General features: G+C 72.0%; 15 protein-coding genes. 5 read left to right on the top strand and 10 right to left on the bottom strand.

Annotated elements, in window-relative coordinates; translation table 11 throughout:
* Both ACGFMK_RS45885 and ACGFMK_RS45890 read left to right on the top strand, forming a co-directional pair.
* Nucleotides 1–1541: beta-ketoacyl reductase (locus tag ACGFMK_RS45885; RefSeq protein ID WP_392777334.1), on the top strand; the 1541-nt coding region annotated here is incomplete at its 5' end.
* Nucleotides 1538–3184, top strand: coding sequence for a (2,3-dihydroxybenzoyl)adenylate synthase (locus tag ACGFMK_RS45890; protein WP_392777337.1), 1647 nt, complete (start codon nt 1538–1540; stop codon nt 3182–3184). The genes ACGFMK_RS45885 and ACGFMK_RS45890, both read left to right, overlap by 4 nt.
* Nucleotides 3185–3710: 526 nt before the next feature.
* On the opposite strand, the gene ACGFMK_RS45895 is transcribed toward ACGFMK_RS45890, so the two are convergent.
* From ACGFMK_RS45895 to ACGFMK_RS45930, 8 genes are all read right to left on the bottom strand, one after another.
* Nucleotides 3711–5111, bottom strand: coding sequence for a nucleotide disphospho-sugar-binding domain-containing protein (locus tag ACGFMK_RS45895; protein WP_392777340.1), 1401 nt, complete (start codon nt 5109–5111; stop codon nt 3711–3713).
* Nucleotides 5112–5213: 102 nt separating this feature from the next.
* Complete coding sequence (locus ACGFMK_RS45900) at nt 5214–6053, bottom strand: alpha/beta fold hydrolase (protein WP_392777342.1); 840 nt, start codon at nt 6051–6053, stop codon at nt 5214–5216.
* A gap of 107 nt (nt 6054–6160) precedes the next feature.
* Complete coding sequence (locus ACGFMK_RS45905) at nt 6161–6481, bottom strand: hypothetical protein (protein ID WP_392777345.1); 321 nt, start codon at nt 6479–6481, stop codon at nt 6161–6163.
* On the bottom strand, nt 6468–7526 hold the full coding sequence (locus ACGFMK_RS45910) for an RNA polymerase subunit sigma-70 (protein ID WP_392777348.1): 1059 nt from the start codon (nt 7524–7526) through the stop codon (nt 6468–6470). The genes ACGFMK_RS45905 and ACGFMK_RS45910 overlap by 14 nt, the downstream gene beginning before the upstream one ends.
* 193 nt (nt 7527–7719) lie before the next feature.
* Nucleotides 7720–8148: a DoxX family protein gene (locus ACGFMK_RS45915; RefSeq protein WP_392777351.1), complete on the bottom strand. Its 429-nt coding sequence runs from the start codon at nt 8146–8148 to the stop codon at nt 7720–7722.
* Between the two features lie 206 nt (nt 8149–8354).
* On the bottom strand, nt 8355–9578 hold the full coding sequence (locus ACGFMK_RS45920; RefSeq protein WP_392777354.1) for a methyltransferase domain-containing protein: 1224 nt from the start codon (nt 9576–9578) through the stop codon (nt 8355–8357).
* Between the two features lie 38 nt (nt 9579–9616).
* The gene (locus ACGFMK_RS45925; RefSeq protein WP_392777357.1) at nt 9617–10591 is read right to left on the bottom strand and encodes an NAD-dependent epimerase/dehydratase family protein; all 975 of its coding nucleotides are present in this window, start codon (nt 10589–10591) and stop codon (nt 9617–9619) included.
* A gap of 11 nt (nt 10592–10602) precedes the next feature.
* Complete coding sequence (locus ACGFMK_RS45930; RefSeq protein WP_392777360.1) at nt 10603–12000, bottom strand: nucleotide sugar dehydrogenase; 1398 nt, start codon at nt 11998–12000, stop codon at nt 10603–10605.
* Between the two features lie 209 nt (nt 12001–12209).
* On the opposite strand from ACGFMK_RS45930, the gene ACGFMK_RS45935 reads away from it, so the two are divergent.
* On the top strand, nt 12210–13370 hold the full coding sequence (locus tag ACGFMK_RS45935) for a DegT/DnrJ/EryC1/StrS family aminotransferase (RefSeq protein ID WP_392777363.1): 1161 nt from the start codon (nt 12210–12212) through the stop codon (nt 13368–13370).
* A 9-nt stretch (nt 13371–13379) separates the two neighbouring features.
* On the top strand, nt 13380–13940 hold the full coding sequence (locus tag ACGFMK_RS45940; RefSeq protein ID WP_392777366.1) for an NUDIX domain-containing protein: 561 nt from the start codon (nt 13380–13382) through the stop codon (nt 13938–13940).
* 92 nt (nt 13941–14032) lie between these two features.
* On the opposite strand, the gene ACGFMK_RS45945 is transcribed toward ACGFMK_RS45940, so the two are convergent.
* Together ACGFMK_RS45945 and ACGFMK_RS45950 are read right to left on the bottom strand one after the other, a co-directional pair.
* Nucleotides 14033–15493 carry a multicopper oxidase family protein gene (locus tag ACGFMK_RS45945; protein WP_392777369.1) on the bottom strand — a complete coding sequence of 487 codons (1461 nt, stop codon included), beginning with the start codon at nt 15491–15493 and terminating at the stop codon, nt 14033–14035.
* A 323-nt stretch (nt 15494–15816) separates the two neighbouring features.
* On the bottom strand, nt 15817–16584 hold the full coding sequence (locus ACGFMK_RS45950; protein ID WP_392777371.1) for an SDR family NAD(P)-dependent oxidoreductase: 768 nt from the start codon (nt 16582–16584) through the stop codon (nt 15817–15819).
* Between the two features lie 228 nt (nt 16585–16812).
* Between ACGFMK_RS45950 and ACGFMK_RS45955 the strand changes: the two genes are divergently transcribed.
* Nucleotides 16813–18246 carry an FAD-dependent oxidoreductase gene (locus ACGFMK_RS45955; protein WP_392777374.1) on the top strand — a complete coding sequence of 478 codons (1434 nt, stop codon included), beginning with the start codon at nt 16813–16815 and terminating at the stop codon, nt 18244–18246.
* The last annotated feature ends 96 nt before the right edge of the window (nt 18247–18342 follow it).

The raw sequence follows: 18342 nt of genomic DNA on the forward strand, positions 1-18342 counted from the left end.
GCCCGGACGAGCTGACCGAGGACGAACTGTCCGGCGGGCACGACGTCCTCGTCGTGCCGGGCCGGGCCCGTCCCGGCACGGCGGGTGCGGCGGCCACCGAGACGTCGTGGCTGCTCGCCGCCACCGCCCAGCGGCTGGCCTCGGGCCAGGCCCGGTTGTGGTGCGTCACGCAGGGCGTGCGGCAGGGCGCGGACGAAGCCGCGCTCGCGCACGCCTCGGCGTGGGGCGTCGGGCGGATCATCGGCGGCGAGCACCCCGAGATCTGGGGCGGCGTCGTCGACGTCGGCGACTCGCCCGAGGACGTCCCGGCGCTGCTCGACGTGCTGAGGACCGTCCGCGGCGAGGACGTCGTCGCGATCCATGACGGCGAGCCGCTGGTCCCCCGCCTGCTCGCCCTCGACGGCGAGCCGTCGGGGCGCCTGCGCGGCTGCCAGCCGGACGGCACCTACCTGGTCACCGGCGGGCTCGGCGTGCTCGGCCTGCGGGTCGCGCAGTGGCTGGCCGACCGGGGAGCGCGGCGCATCGTGCTCGCCGGCCGCCACGGGCTGCCGCCGCGGGACACCTGGGACACCGAGACCGACCCGGAGACGGTGGCGCGGCTCGAGGCCGTGCGCTCGCTGGAGCGGCTCGGGGTCACCGTCGTCGCGGTCGCGGTGGACATCGCCGACCACGACGAGGCCGCCCGCCTGCTCTCGCCCGCCGCGCTCGGGCTGCCGCCGTTCCGCGGTGTCGTGCACGCGGCCGGGGTGCTGGACAACCGCGCGCTGCGCACCCTCGACGAGGAGTCGCTGCGCACGGTGCTGCGTCCCAAGGTGGACGGCGGGCTGACCCTGCACCGGCTGTTCCCGCCGGGCAGCGTGGACTTCTTCGCGCTGTTCTCCTCCAGCGGCTACCTGCTCGGGCTGCCGGGCCAGGCCAGCTACGCGGCGGCCAACGCGTTCCTCGACGCGCTCGCCGCGCACCGGCGCGCCGCCGGCGACCGCGGGGCGACCAGCTTCGGCTGGACGTCGTGGCGCGGCCTCGGCATGTCCACCTCGTCGGCGATCATCGACGTCGAGCTGGCCGCCCGCGGCACCGCGGACATCGCCCTCGCCGACGCGTTCGCCGCGTGGGAGGTGGTCGAGCAGCACGACCTCGGGTACGCGGCCGTGCTGCGCACGGTCCCGCTGGGGCCGGGCGACCTCCGGCTGCCCGTGCTCTCGGCGCTGCCCGAGGACACGACGCCGGACTCCGGCGAGCAGGAGCAGGACGAGCCGTGGGCCGGGCTGACCGGGCCGGAGCTGGTGGCCGTGCTGACCGGCGAGATCCGCGCCCAGGTGTCGGCGGAGACGCAGCTGCCGGCCGCCGAGGTGGACCCGCGCCGGCCGCTGGTCGAGATGGGCCTGGACTCGGTGATGACGGTGCGGATCCGGCGCGGCCTCGAGCGGCGGTTCGGCCTGCAGCTCCCGTCGACGCTGTTCTGGGACCGGCCGACCGTCGAGGCGGTGGTCGAGCTGCTCGCCGAGCGGCTCACCCCGGCGGAACTGGAGCAGGCGGCGTGAGCGGATCCGGCGACGACATCCTCGAGCGGGTGGTGCCGTGGCCCGCGGACCTGGCCCACGCCTACCGCGCGGCCGGCTGCTGGCGCGGCCGTCCGCTCGGGTCGTACCTGTGGGAGTGGGCGCGGCGCCGTCCGGACCGGGTGGCCATTGTGGACGGTGCGGTCCGGCTCACCTACCGCGAGCTGGCCGAGCGGGCCGACGGCCTGGCCGCCGGGCTCGCGGAAAGCGGGCTGGGCCGCGGCGACACGGTCCTCGTGCAGCTGCCGAACCAGTGGGAGTTCGTGGTCGTCACGCTCGCCTGCTTCCGGCTGGGGGTGGCGCCGGTGATGATGCTGCCGCCGCACCGCGAGCACGAGCTGGCGTCCATCGGCGCGCACGTGCGGGCGAAGGCCCTGATCGTGCCGGACACCTTGAAGGGCTACGACCACCAGGACCTCGCGGAACGGGTCGCGGCGACGCTGCCCGGGCCGGCGCGGGTGCTGGTGGTCGGCGACGAGGTGCGGGCGGGCAACGTCGACGTCCGGGGGCTGATCAAGCAGTCCGGTGACCCGGAGGCGCGCCGGCAGTGGCTGGACGAGCACGCGCCCGCCGCCTCCGACGTCGCGGTGTTCCTGCTCTCGGGCGGGACGACGGGGGTGCCCAAGGTGATCGGCCGCACCCACGACGACTACGAGTACAACATCCGCCGGTGCGCGGCCGCGTGCGGGTTCGACCCGGACACCGTCTACCTGACGGTGCTCCCGGCCGGGCACAACTTCCCGCTCGCCAACCCGGGCATCCTGGGCGCGCTGCACGCCGGCGGCCGGGCCGTCCTGCTGCCCTCCCCGCGCCCGGAGCCGGTGTTCGAGGCGATCGAGGCGGAGGGCGTCACCGTGACGTCGGCCGTCCCGGCGGTCGTGCTCAAGTGGATGGAAGCGGCGGCGGCGAGCACCCGGGACCTTCGCACCCTGCGGCACGTGCACGTCGGCGGCTCGGTGCTCGCGCCGGAGGTGGCCGCGCGCATCGGGCCGGCGCTGGGCTGCCGGGTGCAGCAGGTGTACGGGATGGCGGAGGGCCTGGTCTGCTACACGGCCCCGGACGCCGCCGACGAGGAGGCGCACGGCACGCAGGGCCGGCCGATCAGCCCGTTCGACGAGCTGCTCCTGGCCGGCCCGGACGGCGAGCCGGTCGGCCCGGGCGAGGTGGGCGAACTGCTCACCCGCGGCCCGTACACCCCGCGCGGCTACTTCGGCGTGCCGGAGGTCAACCGGCAGTCGTTCACCCCGGACGGCTGGTTCCGCACGGGCGACCTGGTGCGCCTCACGCCGGAAGGCAACGTGGTCGTGTGCGGCCGGGTCAAGGACCTGATCAACCGCGGCGGCGAGAAGATCTCCGCCGCCGAGGTCGAAACCCTGGCCCAGGAACTGCCGGCCGTGGCGGAAGCCGCCGCGGTGGCCATGCCGGACCCGGCGCTGGGCGAGCGCGTCTGCCTGTTCGCCCGCCTGCACGCGGGCCACACGCTGACCCTCGAGGAACTGTGCGCCACGCTCACCGCCCGCGGCTTGGCGGCGTTCAAGCTGCCGGAGCGGCTGGTGGTGCTGGACGCCTTCCCGCACACCGCGGTCGGCAAGGCGGACAAGAAGGTCCTGCGCACAATGGTGTGAGGCAGGAAGAAGGAAACGGGCCCGGCGCGTGGTGGCGCCGGGCCCGTTATTCCTGTTGCGCACCTTGACTTGCGTCGCCTGATCGCCTGGTCGAATCGATGACCGCGGCGCACCAGCCAATCCGTTGCTGCTCGACGAGCCAGCAGGCCCGGGTCACCGAGGGCAGGGAACCAAACTCCGCGCCGAATCCGCGCCAGTGTGCAACAACAGCCGGGCCGATGCCCAACCCCGGAACGACAACTGCGGCGCACCGGCTGAAACCGGTGCGCCGCAGCAGGTCGAGCGCCAGCAGGTGCGACGTGCGGGCGGTGAAAGCCCTAGCTTCGGGGCGGTCTCGGCGGGCACCCTGCCGAACTACAACTGCGGCGCCTCGACCGAAACCGGTGCGCCGCAGTAAGCCGAGCGTCAGCGGGGTGCGAGGTGCAGGCGGTGAAGGCCTCGAGCATCGGGCGGTTTCAGCAGGCGCCCTGCCGAACGACCACTGCGGCGCACCGGCCGAAGCCGGTGCGCCGCGGTCGGTCGAGCGTCAGCGGGTGCGGTGGTGCGCCGCGAGGACCTCCAGCGTCGGGACGATGTCGTTCGGGCCCGGGGTGGCCAGCCACTCGTCGCGCAGGGCTCGGGCGCCCTCGCGGTAGGACGGGTTCTCCACCACCTGCTGGACCAGCTTGCGGATCTCCTCGACCGTCTGGGTCTTGTGGTTCAGCCGCTCGCCCGCGCCCCGGTCGATGACGAAGTTGGACACCCAGGTGGCCTCCACCTTCTTGTCCGGCATCGCGTACTCGACACTGCCGTCTTCCGCGACGGTGACCACGACGCGGGCCGCCTCACCGGTGTCGAAGATCAGCTGCGGCACCGCGGCCCCGGTCGCCGCGGCGAGCGTGCCGATCCCGCCGTGGTAGACGACCGCGGAGCAGGTCGCCAGCAGCTGGGGCAGCGGGAGGTAGTGCACGGCCCGCACGTTCGCCGGCAGCGGCGGGAGGCCGGCGAGCTGGCCTTCGCTCAGCGTCGCGACCACCTCGATGTCGAGCTCGGCCACCGCCTCCATCAGCATGGTCAGCCGGCTCACTTCGGGGTTCATGTCGAAGGTGAGCGCGTTCTCCCCACGCTCGGCCTCGTCCCGCACGTGCGAGCCGGTGAACGCCTGCCGGGTGGACACCCCGAGCGAGACCGCGACCCGCGGCCGCTCCGGCTTGGTGTACAGCCAGCCGGGCAGCTCGGCCGAGCCGGCGAACGGCACGTAGCGGACCGGGACCGTCTTGGCGCTCGTCGGCATCCGCAGGCCGGGTGACACCGCGTCCAGCGAAAAGTGCCCGTACAGCAGGTCGTCGCCCATCTCGACGCCGAGGCGCTCCGCGACCGGCGCGATCAGCGCCCCGAGCGGGTTCTCCTCGAGACCGGCGTCGAGCACCTGCTGCCGGTAGGCGGCGAGCCGGTCGAGGCTCCACGCGTAGATGTCCGGGCCGAGCAGGAACCGGGCCTGGGCCGCGCCGCACGCCTTCGCCGCGATGGCGGCGATCGGGAACGTCGGGTCGTAGATCACCAGGTCCGGCTGCCAGGTGCGGGCGAACGCCACGAGATCGGCCGCCTCCTGCCGGTCTTCGCGCAGGTAGTCGCCGCACGGCAGCAGCATGTACTGGAAGAACACGTCCCACGCGTCCCGCTCGTGCGGCTCGATGGCGAGCGCCTTCGCGTAGCGGTCGATCTCGTCGGTGCCGCTCGGCAGCCCGGCGTCCTCCAGGAAGCGCGCCTCGATCGCGTCCGGGTCACCGAGCGGCACCGGAATCAGGCCGGCGGCCGAGATCGTGCTCGAGAGGCCGTGGAAGGACGCGACGCGCACGTCGTGACCCGCGCTCTGCAGCCCCCACGCGGTGGTGACGAGCGGTAACAGGTGCGCGTGCGCCGGGTAGCAGGCAAACAGGACGCGCATGGGAATCTCCTTCTGGTGGCGGGTTTGCCCGGCTCGCCGGGGGCAGGCTCCATCTCAGCGCCCGCCCGCGTCGCGACGCATCTCCGCCAGTGCGGGTTCACTTCACCGGCGGGCGGTGAGCAGGGCGGACAGGGCATCGGCGAACTCCCCCGGCTGGGTCACGAACCCGACGTGCCCGCCGGGGAAGTGGGTGATCGGGACGCCGACGCGGGCCGAGAGCACCCGGTTCGGCTGGTACGGGAAGTCGTCGCGGGAGGTGTCGCCGCCGCCGAGGACGAGCCGGCCGGCGACCGCCCGCAGCGCCTCGACGTCCGGGACGACCGCCGGGTAGTCGCGCACCTCCCGCTCGAACCACTGCGTGTGGTTCGAGCGGATGCGCGCCAGCATGTCGGCCAGCTCGTCCGGCGGGAGCTGCGCGTCGTCCGGCGGTTTCGTCGTGCCCCGCATGCCCATCCGCTCGCGGAAGATCCCCATCGCGACCACCGGGCCGGCGTCCTGGTAGGTCGCGTAGAGGTTCGCGTAGAACGCCAGCCACTCCTCGGCGTCCGGCAGCACCGAGGCCAGCGGCGGCTCGTGCACGACCGACGTGCCGACGCACCGCGGGTGCCGCGCGAGCAGCTCCAGGGCCACGATCGCGCCCGAGCTGCCACCCAGCACGTCCGCCCGGCCGCCCGCCACGTGCTCGATGAGCGCACGCGCGTCCTCGACGTCGGCCCCCACCCGGTCCGTGCCGTCGTCGGGCGCGTCGAGCGGGCTGCGCGAATAGGCCCGCTTGTCGTAGGTGATCACGGTGTGCCGGTCGGCGAGCGCCTCCGCCAGCGGGGTGTACGGGCCGCCGTCACCGTTGCCGGTCGGGATCAGCAGCAGCGCCGGGCCCGTGCCGCGCACCTCGAAGTACAGGCTCGCGCCCGGCACGCGCAACCGGTCACACGTCGCACTCAACCGTCGCCCCCATCGTGGATGTTCCGGTGGTCCCCACGAGTGTCCCCGGCCGGCGCCCCGCGCCGCATCTCCTCGTGAGCCCAGCCCGGCGTGTCCACTTCGGACGGTCAGGGGGCGTCGGTGACCCGCTGCGCCGGCCACCGCCGGGTCACCACCACCAGCACCGCCGCTTCCCCGTCACCGCCGCGGATCGCCGCCGCCCTCGTCCGGGCGAAGGCCAGCACCGAACCCGGGCCGAACCGGGCGGTGGCGCCGTCCGGGGTCGTCACCTCGAGGACCCCGCACTCGACCACGATCAGCCCGTCCGGCCACTCCGCACCGTCGAGGACGCGCGGCGGGTCCGGCGGGACGAGGACCTCCTCGCGGTGGAAGCTCGCCGGCAGTGCCCCGTCGAGCAGGGGAAGCGGGCCGTGCTCATCGTCCGGCATCTCTGGCGCCCACTGACAACAGCGGCGGCAGGTCGAAGGCCGGGAACACGTCCGGCTGGAACGTGGTGATCTCCGCGACCCTCCCGTCCGCGACGCGCAGCACGTCGAGCGAGTGCGCGCGGAACTCGTCGTCCCCGGGCCGGCACACGTACTTCGCGCACGCGGGCTGCCGGTTGGCCCGGGTCGGCACCAGCCGGAACTCGCCGTACCGGCCTTCGCCGACCGTCTGGCCGGCGAAGGCCACGATGGTCTCCCGGCCGTCGTAGAGCACCGGCAGCGGCGGCATCGTCAGCCGCGCGTCGGCGCAGAGCAGCTCGGTGATCGCGTCCAGGTCGACCTTTTCGTGGGCGGCCATGTACTGCTGCAGCAGCGCGCGTTCCGCCTCGGTCGGGTCGGTGTCCGGCGCCCACTCCAGGCGCCGCGGCGGCAGGTGCTCCTTGAGCGCGGCGCGGGCCCGCTGCAGCCCGCTGTTGGCCGACGGGACGGACATCCCCAGCAGCTCGGCCGTGTCCTTGGCCGGCCAGCCCAGCACGTCGCGCATCACCAGCACGGCGCGCTGCCGCGGCGGCAGGTACTGGATGGCGGTGAGGAACGCGAGCTCGATCGTCTCCTTGTCGACCACGGCCGCCTGCGGGTCGCCCTCGCTCGTGCTCACGGCGTCCAGCAGCCGGTCGGGCACCGGCTGCAGCCACGGCAGCTCGCTCGGCGACGTCGCCGCCTCGGCCCCGGGACCGAGGTCGTGCGGCACCGGCTGGCGCGCGCGCCGGTCGAGGTGGTCGAGGCACGCGTTGGTCGCGATGCGGTACAGCCAGGAGCGGAACGCCGAGCGGCGTTCGAACGTGGTCCGCTTGTTCCACGCCCGGAGGAACGTCTCCTGCACCATGTCCTCGGCGTCGTCGAGCGAGCCGAGCATCCGGTAGCAGTGCACCTGCAGGGCCGCCCGGTAGCGTTCGACGAACCCGCCGAAAGCCTCGCGGTCGCCCGCCAGGGCGGCGGCGACCAGGGTGTGGTCCTCCTCGTCCAGCCGAGTTCCCGGTGTGCTCATGAAATCCTCCGTGCTCGAACCAGGTGAACGACTTGGGCGGCGCCCGCACGACGATACGGCGCCCGGGACCGCAATTCGGCCGTCATCCCCCGTGCGGAGCGGTTTCCGCACCGACTGAGCACGCTCGGAGAACCGGCCCCCGGGCGGTCGTCCCGCCGACGGCGGCGGCGACGGGACGACCGCGTCGGTGCCCTCAGCGCTTGAACCGGCTCGCCAGGTCCGCGGTGCGCCCGCGGCGGCCCCAGGCGATCACGGCCGCGACCACGAACAGCGCGACGGTGATCGTGGTGTTCGTGTGCAGGACGAAGACGTTCGTGATCGTCGCGCCGATCGACAGCGCCGCCAGGCCGAGCCCGGCCAGGCCGCTCAGCACCGGGATCAGCAGGCCCACCGCGCCCGCCAGCTCCAGCAGGCCGGTCACCACCCGGAACCACTGGCCGGCGCCGATCTCGGCGAACATGTCGACCATCTGCGGGTTGGCGGTGACCTTGGCGATGCCGGCCAGGAGGAACTCCGCCGCCACGGCGATCTGCAGCACCCACAGCACGATGTGCCACGCCTTGCCCGGACGCTGGGCCGTCTCGGCCGGGGCCTGGCGCGTGGCGAGCTTCTGTTCGGTCATCGTGGTCTCCTCGTATCCGTCGTCCGGCGTGTTCGCCAGCCTCTACCCAGTACGACGGCCGGGGTGGGAAAAAATCATCGGTGATCGCCCCGGAAACCTCGAAAGATCCGCCCGGCGAGACAAAACGCCTGGTCAGCGGCCTGACCCCGGCAGCAAAAAGGGCCGTCACCGGATTCCTCCGGTGACGGCCCCGCGTGCTCCGGGCGTCAGATCACCTCGACCTCGGGCACGTAGCGGATCCACTTCCCGCCGCCGTCGCGGAACGCCTGCTCCTTCGCCATGATCTCCTCGGCGTGGTTCCAGGCGAACAGCAGCGCGTAGTCCGGGTACGGGTCGGCGAAGTCGGCGGGCGGCCGGACCGGCAGGTGCGAGCCGGGCAGCAGGCGGCCCTGCTTGCCGGGTGTCGAGTCGCAGACGAACGGCACCAGCTCGGTGTCGATCCCGCAGTAGGTGGTGACCGTCGAGCTCTTGCCGGGGGCGCCGTAGCCGACGATCGTCTTGCCGTCCGCGCGCAGCTGCCGCAGCAGCGCGACCAGGTCGTCGCGGATGCGCGCGACGTTGCGGCCGAACTCCGCGAGGGTGGCCGGCTCGTTGAGCTTGCTCGACTCCTCCTCGGCCAGCAGTTCCGCCAGCCGCGCCGACGGCACCCGCGCACCCGGGCGGGCGATCGTGTAGCGCACTTCGCCGCCGTGCATGGCGATGCGCTCCGCGTCGACCAGCTCGAACCCGAACTTCGCCGCCATCGCCTGCACCGAGGCCGCGCTGAAGTAGTAGACGTGCTCGTCGTAGATCTGGTCGAACGCCATCCCGTTGACGATCGTGGCGAGGTAGGGCTCCTCGAACACGAACACCCCGCCCGGCGTGAGCAGCGTCTCCAGGCCGCGGAACACCGAGTCGATGTGCGCGATGTGGCAGATGGTGTTGGCGCCGAAGACGACGTCGGCCGGACCGTGCTCGGCGTGCACCCGGGCCGCGCAGTCCTCGTCGAAGAAGGCGGACAGCACCTGGATGCCCTTCTCCCGCGCGATGTCCGCGACGTTCCCGGACGGCTCCACACCGAGGTGGCGGACACCGGCGGCGGCGATGGTGCCGAGCATGACGCCGTCGTTGCAGCCGATCTCGACGATGAACGGGTCCGGGCCGGTCAGCTCCGCCTCGAGGAAGTGCCGCGCGTCGGCCGCGAAGTGCTCGCGGTGGCTCACCGAGCCGGACGCGTGGTAGCGGTAGCCCGCGTGGTAGCGGAACTCCTGCGGCACCACGGTGACCAGCTGCACCAGGCCGCAGCCCTCGCAGGCGCCGACCGCGAGCCGGAACCGGAACTCCGCGGACACCTCCTCGGGCAGCAGGAAGCCGTTGGCCGTCGGCTGGTCGCCCAGGTCGACGAATTCGCTCACCGCGCCGTCGCACACCCGGCAAGTGGTAGTTTCCATAACTCCCTCACTGTCCTGTCGCGACCGCCCGGCGGCCGTCACACGGCTCCGTTGTCGGACAGGTTGAGCCACCAGTCGCTCGCCCGTGCCCACTCGATGGTCTTGATCAACCCGTCCCGCAACGACGTTTCCGGCCGCCAGTCGAGGATCCGGCCCGCCTTGGCGTTGTCCGGCACGCGCCGCATCAGGTCCTCGTAGGACGCGCCGAGCTTCTCCGCGGTGTCGACGTCCACAATGGACTGAACGCCGGTCAGCTCGCCGATGAGCCGCACGACCTCGCCCACGGTGGTCTCGACCATGCTGCCGATGTTGAACGCCTCGCCGACCGCGCCCGGGTGCTCCGCGGCGCGCAGCGTGCCTTCCACCGCGTCGTCGATGAAGGTGAAGCAGCGGGTCTGGCGGCCCTTGTCGTAGACCACGAGCGGTTTCCCGTTCAGCGCGCGGTGGACCGAGCGGCTGACGACGTAGGCCGGGCGCTGGCGGGGGCCGTACACGTTGAAGTAGCGCACGATCGCCGCTTCGAGCCCGTGCTGGCGCGCGAAGGCGAACGTCAGGTGCTCGGCCAGCGCCTTGCTCGAGGAGTAGGACCACCGGTCGGACGCGGTGGAGCCGAGCACCCGGTCGCCGCCCTCGGGCCACGGCACCGCCGGGTTCTTGCCGAACACCTCGCTCGTCGAGCTGAGCACGACCTTGGCGCCGGCGCGGTCGGCGACCTCGAGCACGTTGCGGGTGCCGGTGAAGTTGATGTCGACGACGTCGAGGGGACGCGCGAGGTACTGGTCCACCCCCACCACGGCGGCGAGGTGGAACACGACGTCGGCGCCGGCCGCGGCCCGGCCGAGCGCGGAGATGTCCCGGAGATCGCCTTCGACGACCCGGACCCGGTCGCCGGCCGCCTCGCGCGGCGCGACCGCGTCGAAGACGGTGACCTCGTCACCGCGGTCCAGGAGGCGTTCGACGAGGTGGTGGCCGATGAACCCGGCGCCGCCGGTGACCAGGACCCGTCGGGACACACGACCCGCCATCAGCTCGCCTCCGCCCACTCGAGCCCGCCTTCGGGTTTCCGGAGCGCGCTGCCGCGGCCGACGCCCCGGTAGGCGTAGCCGGCGGCGGTCAGCTCGGCGATCCGCTCCTTCGAGTAGTAGGCGCGCCCGTCGAGCAGCACGCACGGCTTCGCCACCGGCAGGGCCGCGAAGTCGATGCTCTCGAAGTCGCGGTGCAGGGCGAGCACCGCGATGCAGTCGGCGTCGCGGACGGTCTCCTCCACCGTCGCCGACGGGGCGATCCCGAAGATCGGCTCGACCTGCTTCGCCTCGACGAGCGGGTCGTACAGGCGCACGGTCGCGCCCGCCTTCCGCAGCGCCTTCACCGTCGCCGCCGTCGGGGTCGCCCGCAGGTCGCCGGTGTTGTTCTTGAACGCCAGGCCGAGCACGCCGACGACGGACCGCGCCGGGTCCTTGCCCTGGCGGATCAGCTCGTCGATCGCCAGCTGGGCGGTGTACTCCGGCATCCCGGCGTTGACCTCACGGCCGGTGGCCGCGGTCCGGATGTCGACCCCGTGCTCCTGGGCGGACTTCCACACCATCCACGGGTCCTTCGTCAGGCACGAGCCGCCGACACCGACGCTCGGCAGCAGGATGTTGACGTTCCCGGTGCCCTTGGGGATGGTGTTGGCCGCGGACACGACGTCGAGGACGTCGACGCCGTAGATCGCGCAGAACTTGGCGAGCTCGTTGGCCAGCGCGATGTTCAGGTCGATCCACCAGTTGCTCGCCAGCTTGATGATCTCCGCCGCCTCCAGCGAGTCGCGCCGGATCACCTCGACGCCCAGCCCGCGCCGCCAGAACTCGACGGCGTCGCGCACGCAGGCCTCGCTGTACCCGCCCGCGACGATCGGGAAGGCGCGCAGCTCGGCGAGCGCGGTGCCCTCGGCCAGCCGCTCCGGGGTGAAGGCGAGGCTGAAGTCGGCGCCGCCGCGCAGGCCGCTCCGCTCCAGCTCGGGGAGCACGACCTCCCGGGTCGTGCCGGGCGGGACGGTGCTCTTGAGCACCACGAGCTGCCCGCGCCGCAGGTGCTTGCGCAGCTCACGGCAGGCGCCGATCAGCTGCTCCGAGGACAGCGAGCCGTCGTCGCGGACCGGCGTGCCGACGCAGATCAGGATCACGTCCGCCGCGGCGGTCTCGGCGAAGTCGGTGGTGACCCGCAGTTTCCCCGCCTCCATGGTGCGGAAGACCATGTCGGGCAGGCCCGCTTCCTCGATCCGGAAGTAGCCCCACGAGAGTTCCTCGATCAGCTGGGGGTCGCTGTCGATCGCGACGACGTCGAACCCGCGGTCCGCGAGCGTCGCGGCCACACACGAGCCGACGTAGCCGAAGCCGATCACGGCCACCGTGATCGGCTCGTTCTCGGACAGGAATCGCATCCGCGTCTCCAATCGATGTCGCGGTCGGCGCCGCCGGCCGCCTGGGTTTCAGGGTCACGGACGGCCACGGCGGCGGACCACTTCTCCGTTGCCCCGAGCGGAACAGAGCACGCCGGGAGGGGGGCGCCCACCGCCGCACTGGAGGAGAGGCCATCCGGGCGGGCGCGGTGGGAATGTCGGAGACCAGTGTCCGGTCGGTAGGGGAGCCCATGAACGACCTCATCAACGTGATGCAACCCTGTCTCGGCGAACGCGAACTCGCCGCGGTGCGGGAAGTCTTCGAGAGCAACTGGATCGGCCGTGGCAAGCGCACCGCCGAGTTCGAGGCGCGCTTCGCCGAGCACATCGGTGTCGGCCGGGACCACGTCGTGTCGGTCAACTCGTGCACCGAGGCCACGTTCATCGCCATGGACCTGCTCGGCGTGGGCCCCGGCGACGAGGTCGTGCTGCCCTCCATCAGCTTCGTCGGCGCCGCCAACGCGATCGCCTCGCGCGGCGCGCGGCCGGTGTTCTGCGACGTGGACGCGCACACGCTCAACCCGCGGGTGGCGGACATCGAGGCCGCGCTGACCCCGCGCACCAAGGCGGTCATCGTCCTGCACTACGGCGGCCACCCCGGTGACGTCGTCGCGATCGCCGCGCTGTGCCGCGACCGGGGCGTCAAGCTCATCGAGGACGCCGCCATCGCCGTCGACTCGCGGGTCGACGGCCAGGCGTGCGGCACGTTCGGCGACATCGCCATGTGGAGCTTCGACCACGGCAAGATCGTGGTGACCGTCGACGGCGGCATGCTCTACGTCCGCGACCCCGAGCTGGCGGCGCGCGCGCCGAAGGTGGCCTACCTGGGCATGGAACAGCGCAGCGGCTTCGACCAGGCCATGCGCGCCAGCACCCGCTGGTGGGACTTCGACGTCACGTCGTTCTCCCGCCGGTCGACCACCAACGACGTGCTCAGCGCGATCGGCATCGTCCAGCTCGAGCGGCTGCCGGAGTTCGTCGCCCGCCGCGCCGAGGTCGCGGCGAGCTACGACGAGGGTTTCGCCGGCCTGGGCGGGCTGCGCCGCCCGCCCACGCTGCCCGCGGGGCACCGGACGTCCCACTACATGTACTGGGTGCAGCTCGACCCGGAGCTGCGCGACGTCGTCGCCCGCGACCTCTACGCCCGCGGCGTCTACACGACGTTCCGCTACCCGCCGCTGCACGAGGTGCCCTCCTACGGCTGGACCACCCCGCTGCCGAACACCGAGGCGGCCGCGGCCGGCACCCTGCTGCTGCCCATGCACCAGGGCCTGAGCGACGACGACGTGCGCCGCGTGGTCGACGCCGTGCGCGAGTGCGTCACGGCACGGACCCTCGGCCAGGCCGCGTAGGCGGGCGTGATGGGCGAAGTCGACGATCCGCCGATCCGCCGGCTGTCCACGCGCCTGGTGTACCGCAACGAATGGCTCGCGGTGCACGAGGACCGCATCGAACGCCAGGACGGCTCGGAGGGGATCTACTCGGTCATCGAGCGGCCCGACTTCGCCCTGGTCATGGCGACCGAGAACGACGGGTTCCACCTGGTCGACCAGTACCGCTACCCGGTGCGCGGGCGCTACTGGGAGTTCCCGCAGGGGTGCTTCCCGGACTGGGGCACCGGGACGCCGGAGGAGCTGGCCCGAGCCGAGCTGGCCGAGGAGACGGGCCTGCGCGCCGGCGCGCTGCACCACCTGGGCCACCTGCTCGCCTGGCACGGCGCGAGCCCGCAGGCCTGCGACGTCTTCGTGGCCACGGACCTGACCCCGGGCCCACCCGACCGCGAACCGTCCGAACAGGACATGCGGCACCGCTGGGTCACCCGGCGCGAGTTCGAGCGCATGATCCGCGACGGCGAGATCAAGGACAACTCGACGGTCGCCGCCTACGGCCTGTACCTGCTCGCCGAGCGTGGCTCGGCCTGAGCGTCGACGTGCGTCACCGGCACATGGGGGGAAGGGCGAATCCGCCCTTCCCCCCATGTGCTTGACGCCCGACTGTCCTCAGTGGACCCTCGCTACGGCACGATTTCCATCTGCGCCATCATGCCGATCGAGGAATGGTCCAGGAAATGGCAGTGGAACGGGTACTTGCCCAGGTAATCGGTGAACGTCGCCTGCACCCGGACCGTTTCGCCCGGCATGACCAGCACCGTGTCCTTGCGGCCCGCGTCGTCCGGCGTCGGCGCCGCGCCGTCGCGGGAGAGCACCCGGAACTGCTCGAGGTGCAGGTGGAACGTGTGCGGGGCACCCCACACCGTGTCGGTGTTGGTGACGTTCCAGATCTCCGTCGCGCCGCGCTTGACCTGGAAGTCCACCCGGTTCGGGTCGTAGGGCAGGTCGTTGACGAGGCCGACGTTGCCCGAGTCGTCGAACCGCATCGTGACGTTCCGCTCGACGGTCGGGGTGCCCAGCGCGGGCAGCGCCCGCAGCGTGGCGGGCACCCGGCTGGTGTCGGCCGCGGTGCGCGTCACGTCGAACCGGAGCACCGGGCCCGACACGTCGGAGAGCACGAACTTGGACCCGATCGGCTGACCGGAGAAGTCGACCACGATGTCCACGCGTTCCCCGGAGGTGAACGTGATGTCCGTCCGCGTCACCGGCGCCGGCAGCAGGCCGCCGTCGGAGCCGATCTGCACCATCGGGAGACCGCCGAGGGTGAGCCGGAACCCGCGTTCGTTGCCCGTGTTGAGCAGGCGGAACCGGTACTTGCGCGCGGCCACCTGGAAGTACGGCGCCGCCACGCCGTTGACGAGCACCGTGGTGCGGTCCGGCACGGAGCTCGGCCAGACCAGGGTGCCGTTCGCGTCGATCTGGGCGTCGCGGATCATGATCGGCACGTCGTACTGCCCGCTGGGCAGGTTCAGCGCGGCTTCCGCGGGGTCGTCGATGACGTAGAAGCCGTGCAGTCCCTTGTAGACGTTCTCCGCCTCGGAACCGTGCGAGTGGTCGTGGTACCAGAGCGTCGCGCCCTGCTGCTTGTTCGGGTAGTGGTACGTGCGACTCGCGCCCGGCGCGATCAGGTCCATCGGGTAGCCGTCGTCGGCCGAGGCGTTGTGGCCGCCGTGCAGGTGCACGTTGGACGTCACGTCCAGCTGGTTGGTGAACGTGACCTCGACCGGGGTGCCCGTCTTGGCGCGGATGGTCGGCCCGACGAACGTGCCGCCGAAGGTCCGCACCGGCGTCGGCTTGCCGGGCGTGAACGCGTACTGCGCGGTCTTGATGGGGATCCGGTAGACGTCGGTGCCGTCGCTCCGGCGCACGGGCGTCAACTGCTGCGGTACCGGCATGCACTGCGTGAACTGCGCGGCCACGCGGGTCCCGGCGGCCGCCGGTGCGCCGCCGGCCGCCGCCCCGTGCCCGGTGTGGTCCGGTGCGCTCGTGGTCGCCCCCGCGCTCATGGCCGAAGGCATCAGCGCCACGCCCCCCACGACGCCACCCGCCGTCATCCACCCCAGAAGTTTTCTTCGGTTCAACATTGTCCGCTCCTCGGAGCTCATTGTTTCTTCTTGGCACCGCATTCCGGTGCGCTCCCCACCGCGATCCTCTGCGGTCCGCTGGGCGCGGGCATCTCTGTGGATGCGGAAGAAGCCAAGGAAACGGACGATCAATGCACAACGAATGGCCGCGGCCGGACGGCCGCGACCACACTGTCTTTCCGTGCGCGAGCTATTCCGCACCGTCACCCGAGTAGTGACGAACCCGGCACCGGGAGTGAGATCGGTCATTCACGCAAAGAGAATGGGCTCGGCCGCGTGGCCGAGCCCATGCTGTCTTTCCGTGCGCGATTGGTCCCGCACCGTCACCTGGGCGCCTCGAGCGGAACCGAGTTCGCCAGGCCGCCGTCCACCCCGAGGTCCTGGCCGGTGATGAAGGCCGCCCGCGGCGACAGCAGGAAGGTCACCGCTTCGGCGATGTCCTCGGGCCGGCCGAACCGGCCGAGCGGGATCTGCGTGCGGAACGCGGTGCGCGCCTCCTCGGTCGGGGCGAGGCCGTCGAGCATCTCCGTCTCGATGTAACCAGGGCTGACCGCGTTGACCCGGATTCCCCTGCCGGCCAGGTCGGAGGCGAGCGAGCGGGCCAGGTTGGTCACGGCGGCCTTCGTCGCGGCGTACAGCGAGGCGGGACCCACGCCGCGGTGCGCGAGGAACGTACCGTTGATCACGACGGCGCCGCCGTCATCGAACAGCGTCACCGCCTTCTGGATCGTGAAGAAAGCGCCCTTGAAATTGACGCCTGCGACCTGGTCGAAATCGGCCTCGGTGACCACCGCGGTCGGGCCGCCGTAAGCCAGCCCGGCATTGGCGAAAACACCGTCCAGCCGGCCGAAACGATCCTGGATCCGGCTGACCAGTTCGTCGAGCTCGTCGGTGCGGGCCACATCCGTGGCCACGGCGAGAACCCGATCACCAGTGGGATCCAGCTCTTTCGCCGCGACTTCGAGACGCTCGATGCGGCGCCCGGCGATCACTACGTTCGCCCCCGCCTCGACCAGTTGCTTCGCGGTGGCAAGACCAATGCCGCTCCCACCGCCGGTAATGAGAACCGTCTTTCCTGCGAATTCGGACATGCGACCAGTTCACACCTGCGGCGGACACACGGCGTCTTCTTCATTGCGTGATTCCTGCTTCCGGGCGACGCCAAGCCAGGGCCGCGGTGAAGCCCGGCCCGACCCCGCAACGGCAGAGAAGCCTGGCACCGCGGGCGGTGTGATGCTTGCAGGACGGCCGAATCCGCCGGCAACACGATGTGAGGGCCCCTCAGGTATGTCAACCACGGAATCAGGGAGGTGACCGCGATGGGCCAGGAAGCTGGGACCCGCGCGGTGGTGCTCGGAGGCAGCATTGCCGGCCTGTTCGCAGCCAGGGTGCTCGCGGACGCCTACGACGAGGTGCAGATCGTCGACCGGGACAAGCTCGTCGGCGTCAAGGGCGTCCGGCGGTTCTGCCCGCAGAGCCACCAGGCCAACGGCCTGCTCGCCCGCGGCGTGCAGGTGATGGAGGAGCTCTTCCCGGGGCTCACGCAGGAGATGATCGACAACGGCGTGCCGACCGGCGACCTGTCCGGCAGCTGCCGGTGGTACGCCCGGGGCAACCGCCTCAAGCAGCAGCACGCGGGCCTGACCACCCTCGGGGTGGTGCGGCCGATGTTCGAGTACTTCATCCGCGAGCGCGTGCAGCAGATCCCCAACGTGAAGTTCATCGAGGAGCACGACATCCTCGGCCTGACCACGTCGGCGGACAAGAGCCAGGTCACCGGCGCCCGGGTGCAGAAGCGCGGCACCGACACCGCCGAGGTCATCGACGCCGACCTGGTGGTCGACGCCACCGGCCGCGGCTCGCGGACCCCGGTCTGGCTGGAGCAGCTCGGGTACGAAAAGCCGGTCGAGGAGCGCAAGAAGATCGACCTCGGCTACGTGACGCAGCACTTCCGCCTGCGCGAGGGCGCCAACGGGTTCGTCAACGACGTCGCGATCAACCAGATCGCGCACGACGTCGCGCCCCGCGGCAACGTCTTCTTCCTGGTGGAGGACGGCAAGGTGGAGCTGACCACCTACGGCATCCTCGGCGACCACCCGCCCACCGAGTACAACGCGCTCATGGGGTGGCTGAAGGCGTTGCCCGTCAAGGACGTCTACAACACCCTGCGGTACGCGGACCCGGTCGACAAGGCGATGCCGTTCAAGTTCCCGACGACGCTGCGCCGCCACTACCAGAAGCTGCGCCGCTTCCCCGAGGGCCTGCTCGTCACCGGTGACGCCGTCACCACGTTCAACCCGGTGTACGCCCAGGGCATGAGCGTCGCCGCGCTGTGCGCGCTCGTGCTGCGCCAGCACCTGCACAGCGGGGCCGCGCCGGTGCCGCAGGACTACTTCCGCGATCTGGCCACCGACGCCATCGACCAGGCGTGGGAGATGACCAACCAGATCGACCTGAGCCTGCCGGGCGTCGAAGGCGAGCGCACGTTCAAGGTGAAGATGGGCAACTGGTTCCTGCGCCGGGTGCAGATCGCGGCGACCCACGACGGCGCGATCACGGCCGAGTACTTCAAGACCGCCGGCCTCGTCCAGAAGCCGGAGGCGATGATGCGACCGGGCTTCGCGCTCAAGGTGCTGTGGAAGTCGCTGTTCGGCCCGTCCAAGGAAAGCCGGGAGCAGTTCGAGTTCCCGGTGGCCGAGGGTGTCGAACCGGCGTTCGGCGGCGGGGGCGCCGCGCGGCCGAAGGCGGCCTGACCCCACCCCCCGGTCACAACGGCCCCCGGCGTGCCCCCCGGACGACCCGGGCCGCCCCCCGCGGGGCGCCCCCCCCCCAGGAGTGCCCCTGCCCAC

It is taken from the genome of Amycolatopsis sp. NPDC049252, assembly GCF_043197175.1.
In the GTDB taxonomy this organism is placed as follows: Bacteria; Actinomycetota; Actinomycetes; order Mycobacteriales; family Pseudonocardiaceae; genus Amycolatopsis.

Excerpts from the sequence above, each read along its gene's own strand:
- ACGFMK_RS45940 (WP_392777366.1), top strand. The coding sequence starts at position 13,380 with ATGGGCGAAGTCGACGATCCGCCGATCCGCCGGCTGTCCACGCGCCTG.
- ACGFMK_RS45905 (WP_392777345.1), bottom strand. The coding sequence starts at position 6,481 with ATGCCGGACGATGAGCACGGCCCGCTTCCCCTGCTCGACGGGGCACTG.
- ACGFMK_RS45915 (WP_392777351.1), bottom strand. The coding sequence starts at position 8,148 with ATGACCGAACAGAAGCTCGCCACGCGCCAGGCCCCGGCCGAGACGGCC.
- ACGFMK_RS45930 (WP_392777360.1), bottom strand. The coding sequence starts at position 12,000 with ATGCGATTCCTGTCCGAGAACGAGCCGATCACGGTGGCCGTGATCGGC.
- ACGFMK_RS45955 (WP_392777374.1), top strand. The coding sequence starts at position 16,813 with ATGGGCCAGGAAGCTGGGACCCGCGCGGTGGTGCTCGGAGGCAGCATT.
- ACGFMK_RS45945 (WP_392777369.1), bottom strand. The coding sequence starts at position 15,493 with ATGTTGAACCGAAGAAAACTTCTGGGGTGGATGACGGCGGGTGGCGTC.
- ACGFMK_RS45910 (WP_392777348.1), bottom strand. The coding sequence starts at position 7,526 with ATGAGCACACCGGGAACTCGGCTGGACGAGGAGGACCACACCCTGGTC.
- ACGFMK_RS45950 (WP_392777371.1), bottom strand. The coding sequence starts at position 16,584 with ATGTCCGAATTCGCAGGAAAGACGGTTCTCATTACCGGCGGTGGGAGC.
- ACGFMK_RS45920 (WP_392777354.1), bottom strand. The coding sequence starts at position 9,578 with ATGGAAACTACCACTTGCCGGGTGTGCGACGGCGCGGTGAGCGAATTC.
- ACGFMK_RS45895 (WP_392777340.1), bottom strand. The coding sequence starts at position 5,111 with ATGCGCGTCCTGTTTGCCTGCTACCCGGCGCACGCGCACCTGTTACCG.
- ACGFMK_RS45935 (WP_392777363.1), top strand. The coding sequence starts at position 12,210 with ATGAACGACCTCATCAACGTGATGCAACCCTGTCTCGGCGAACGCGAA.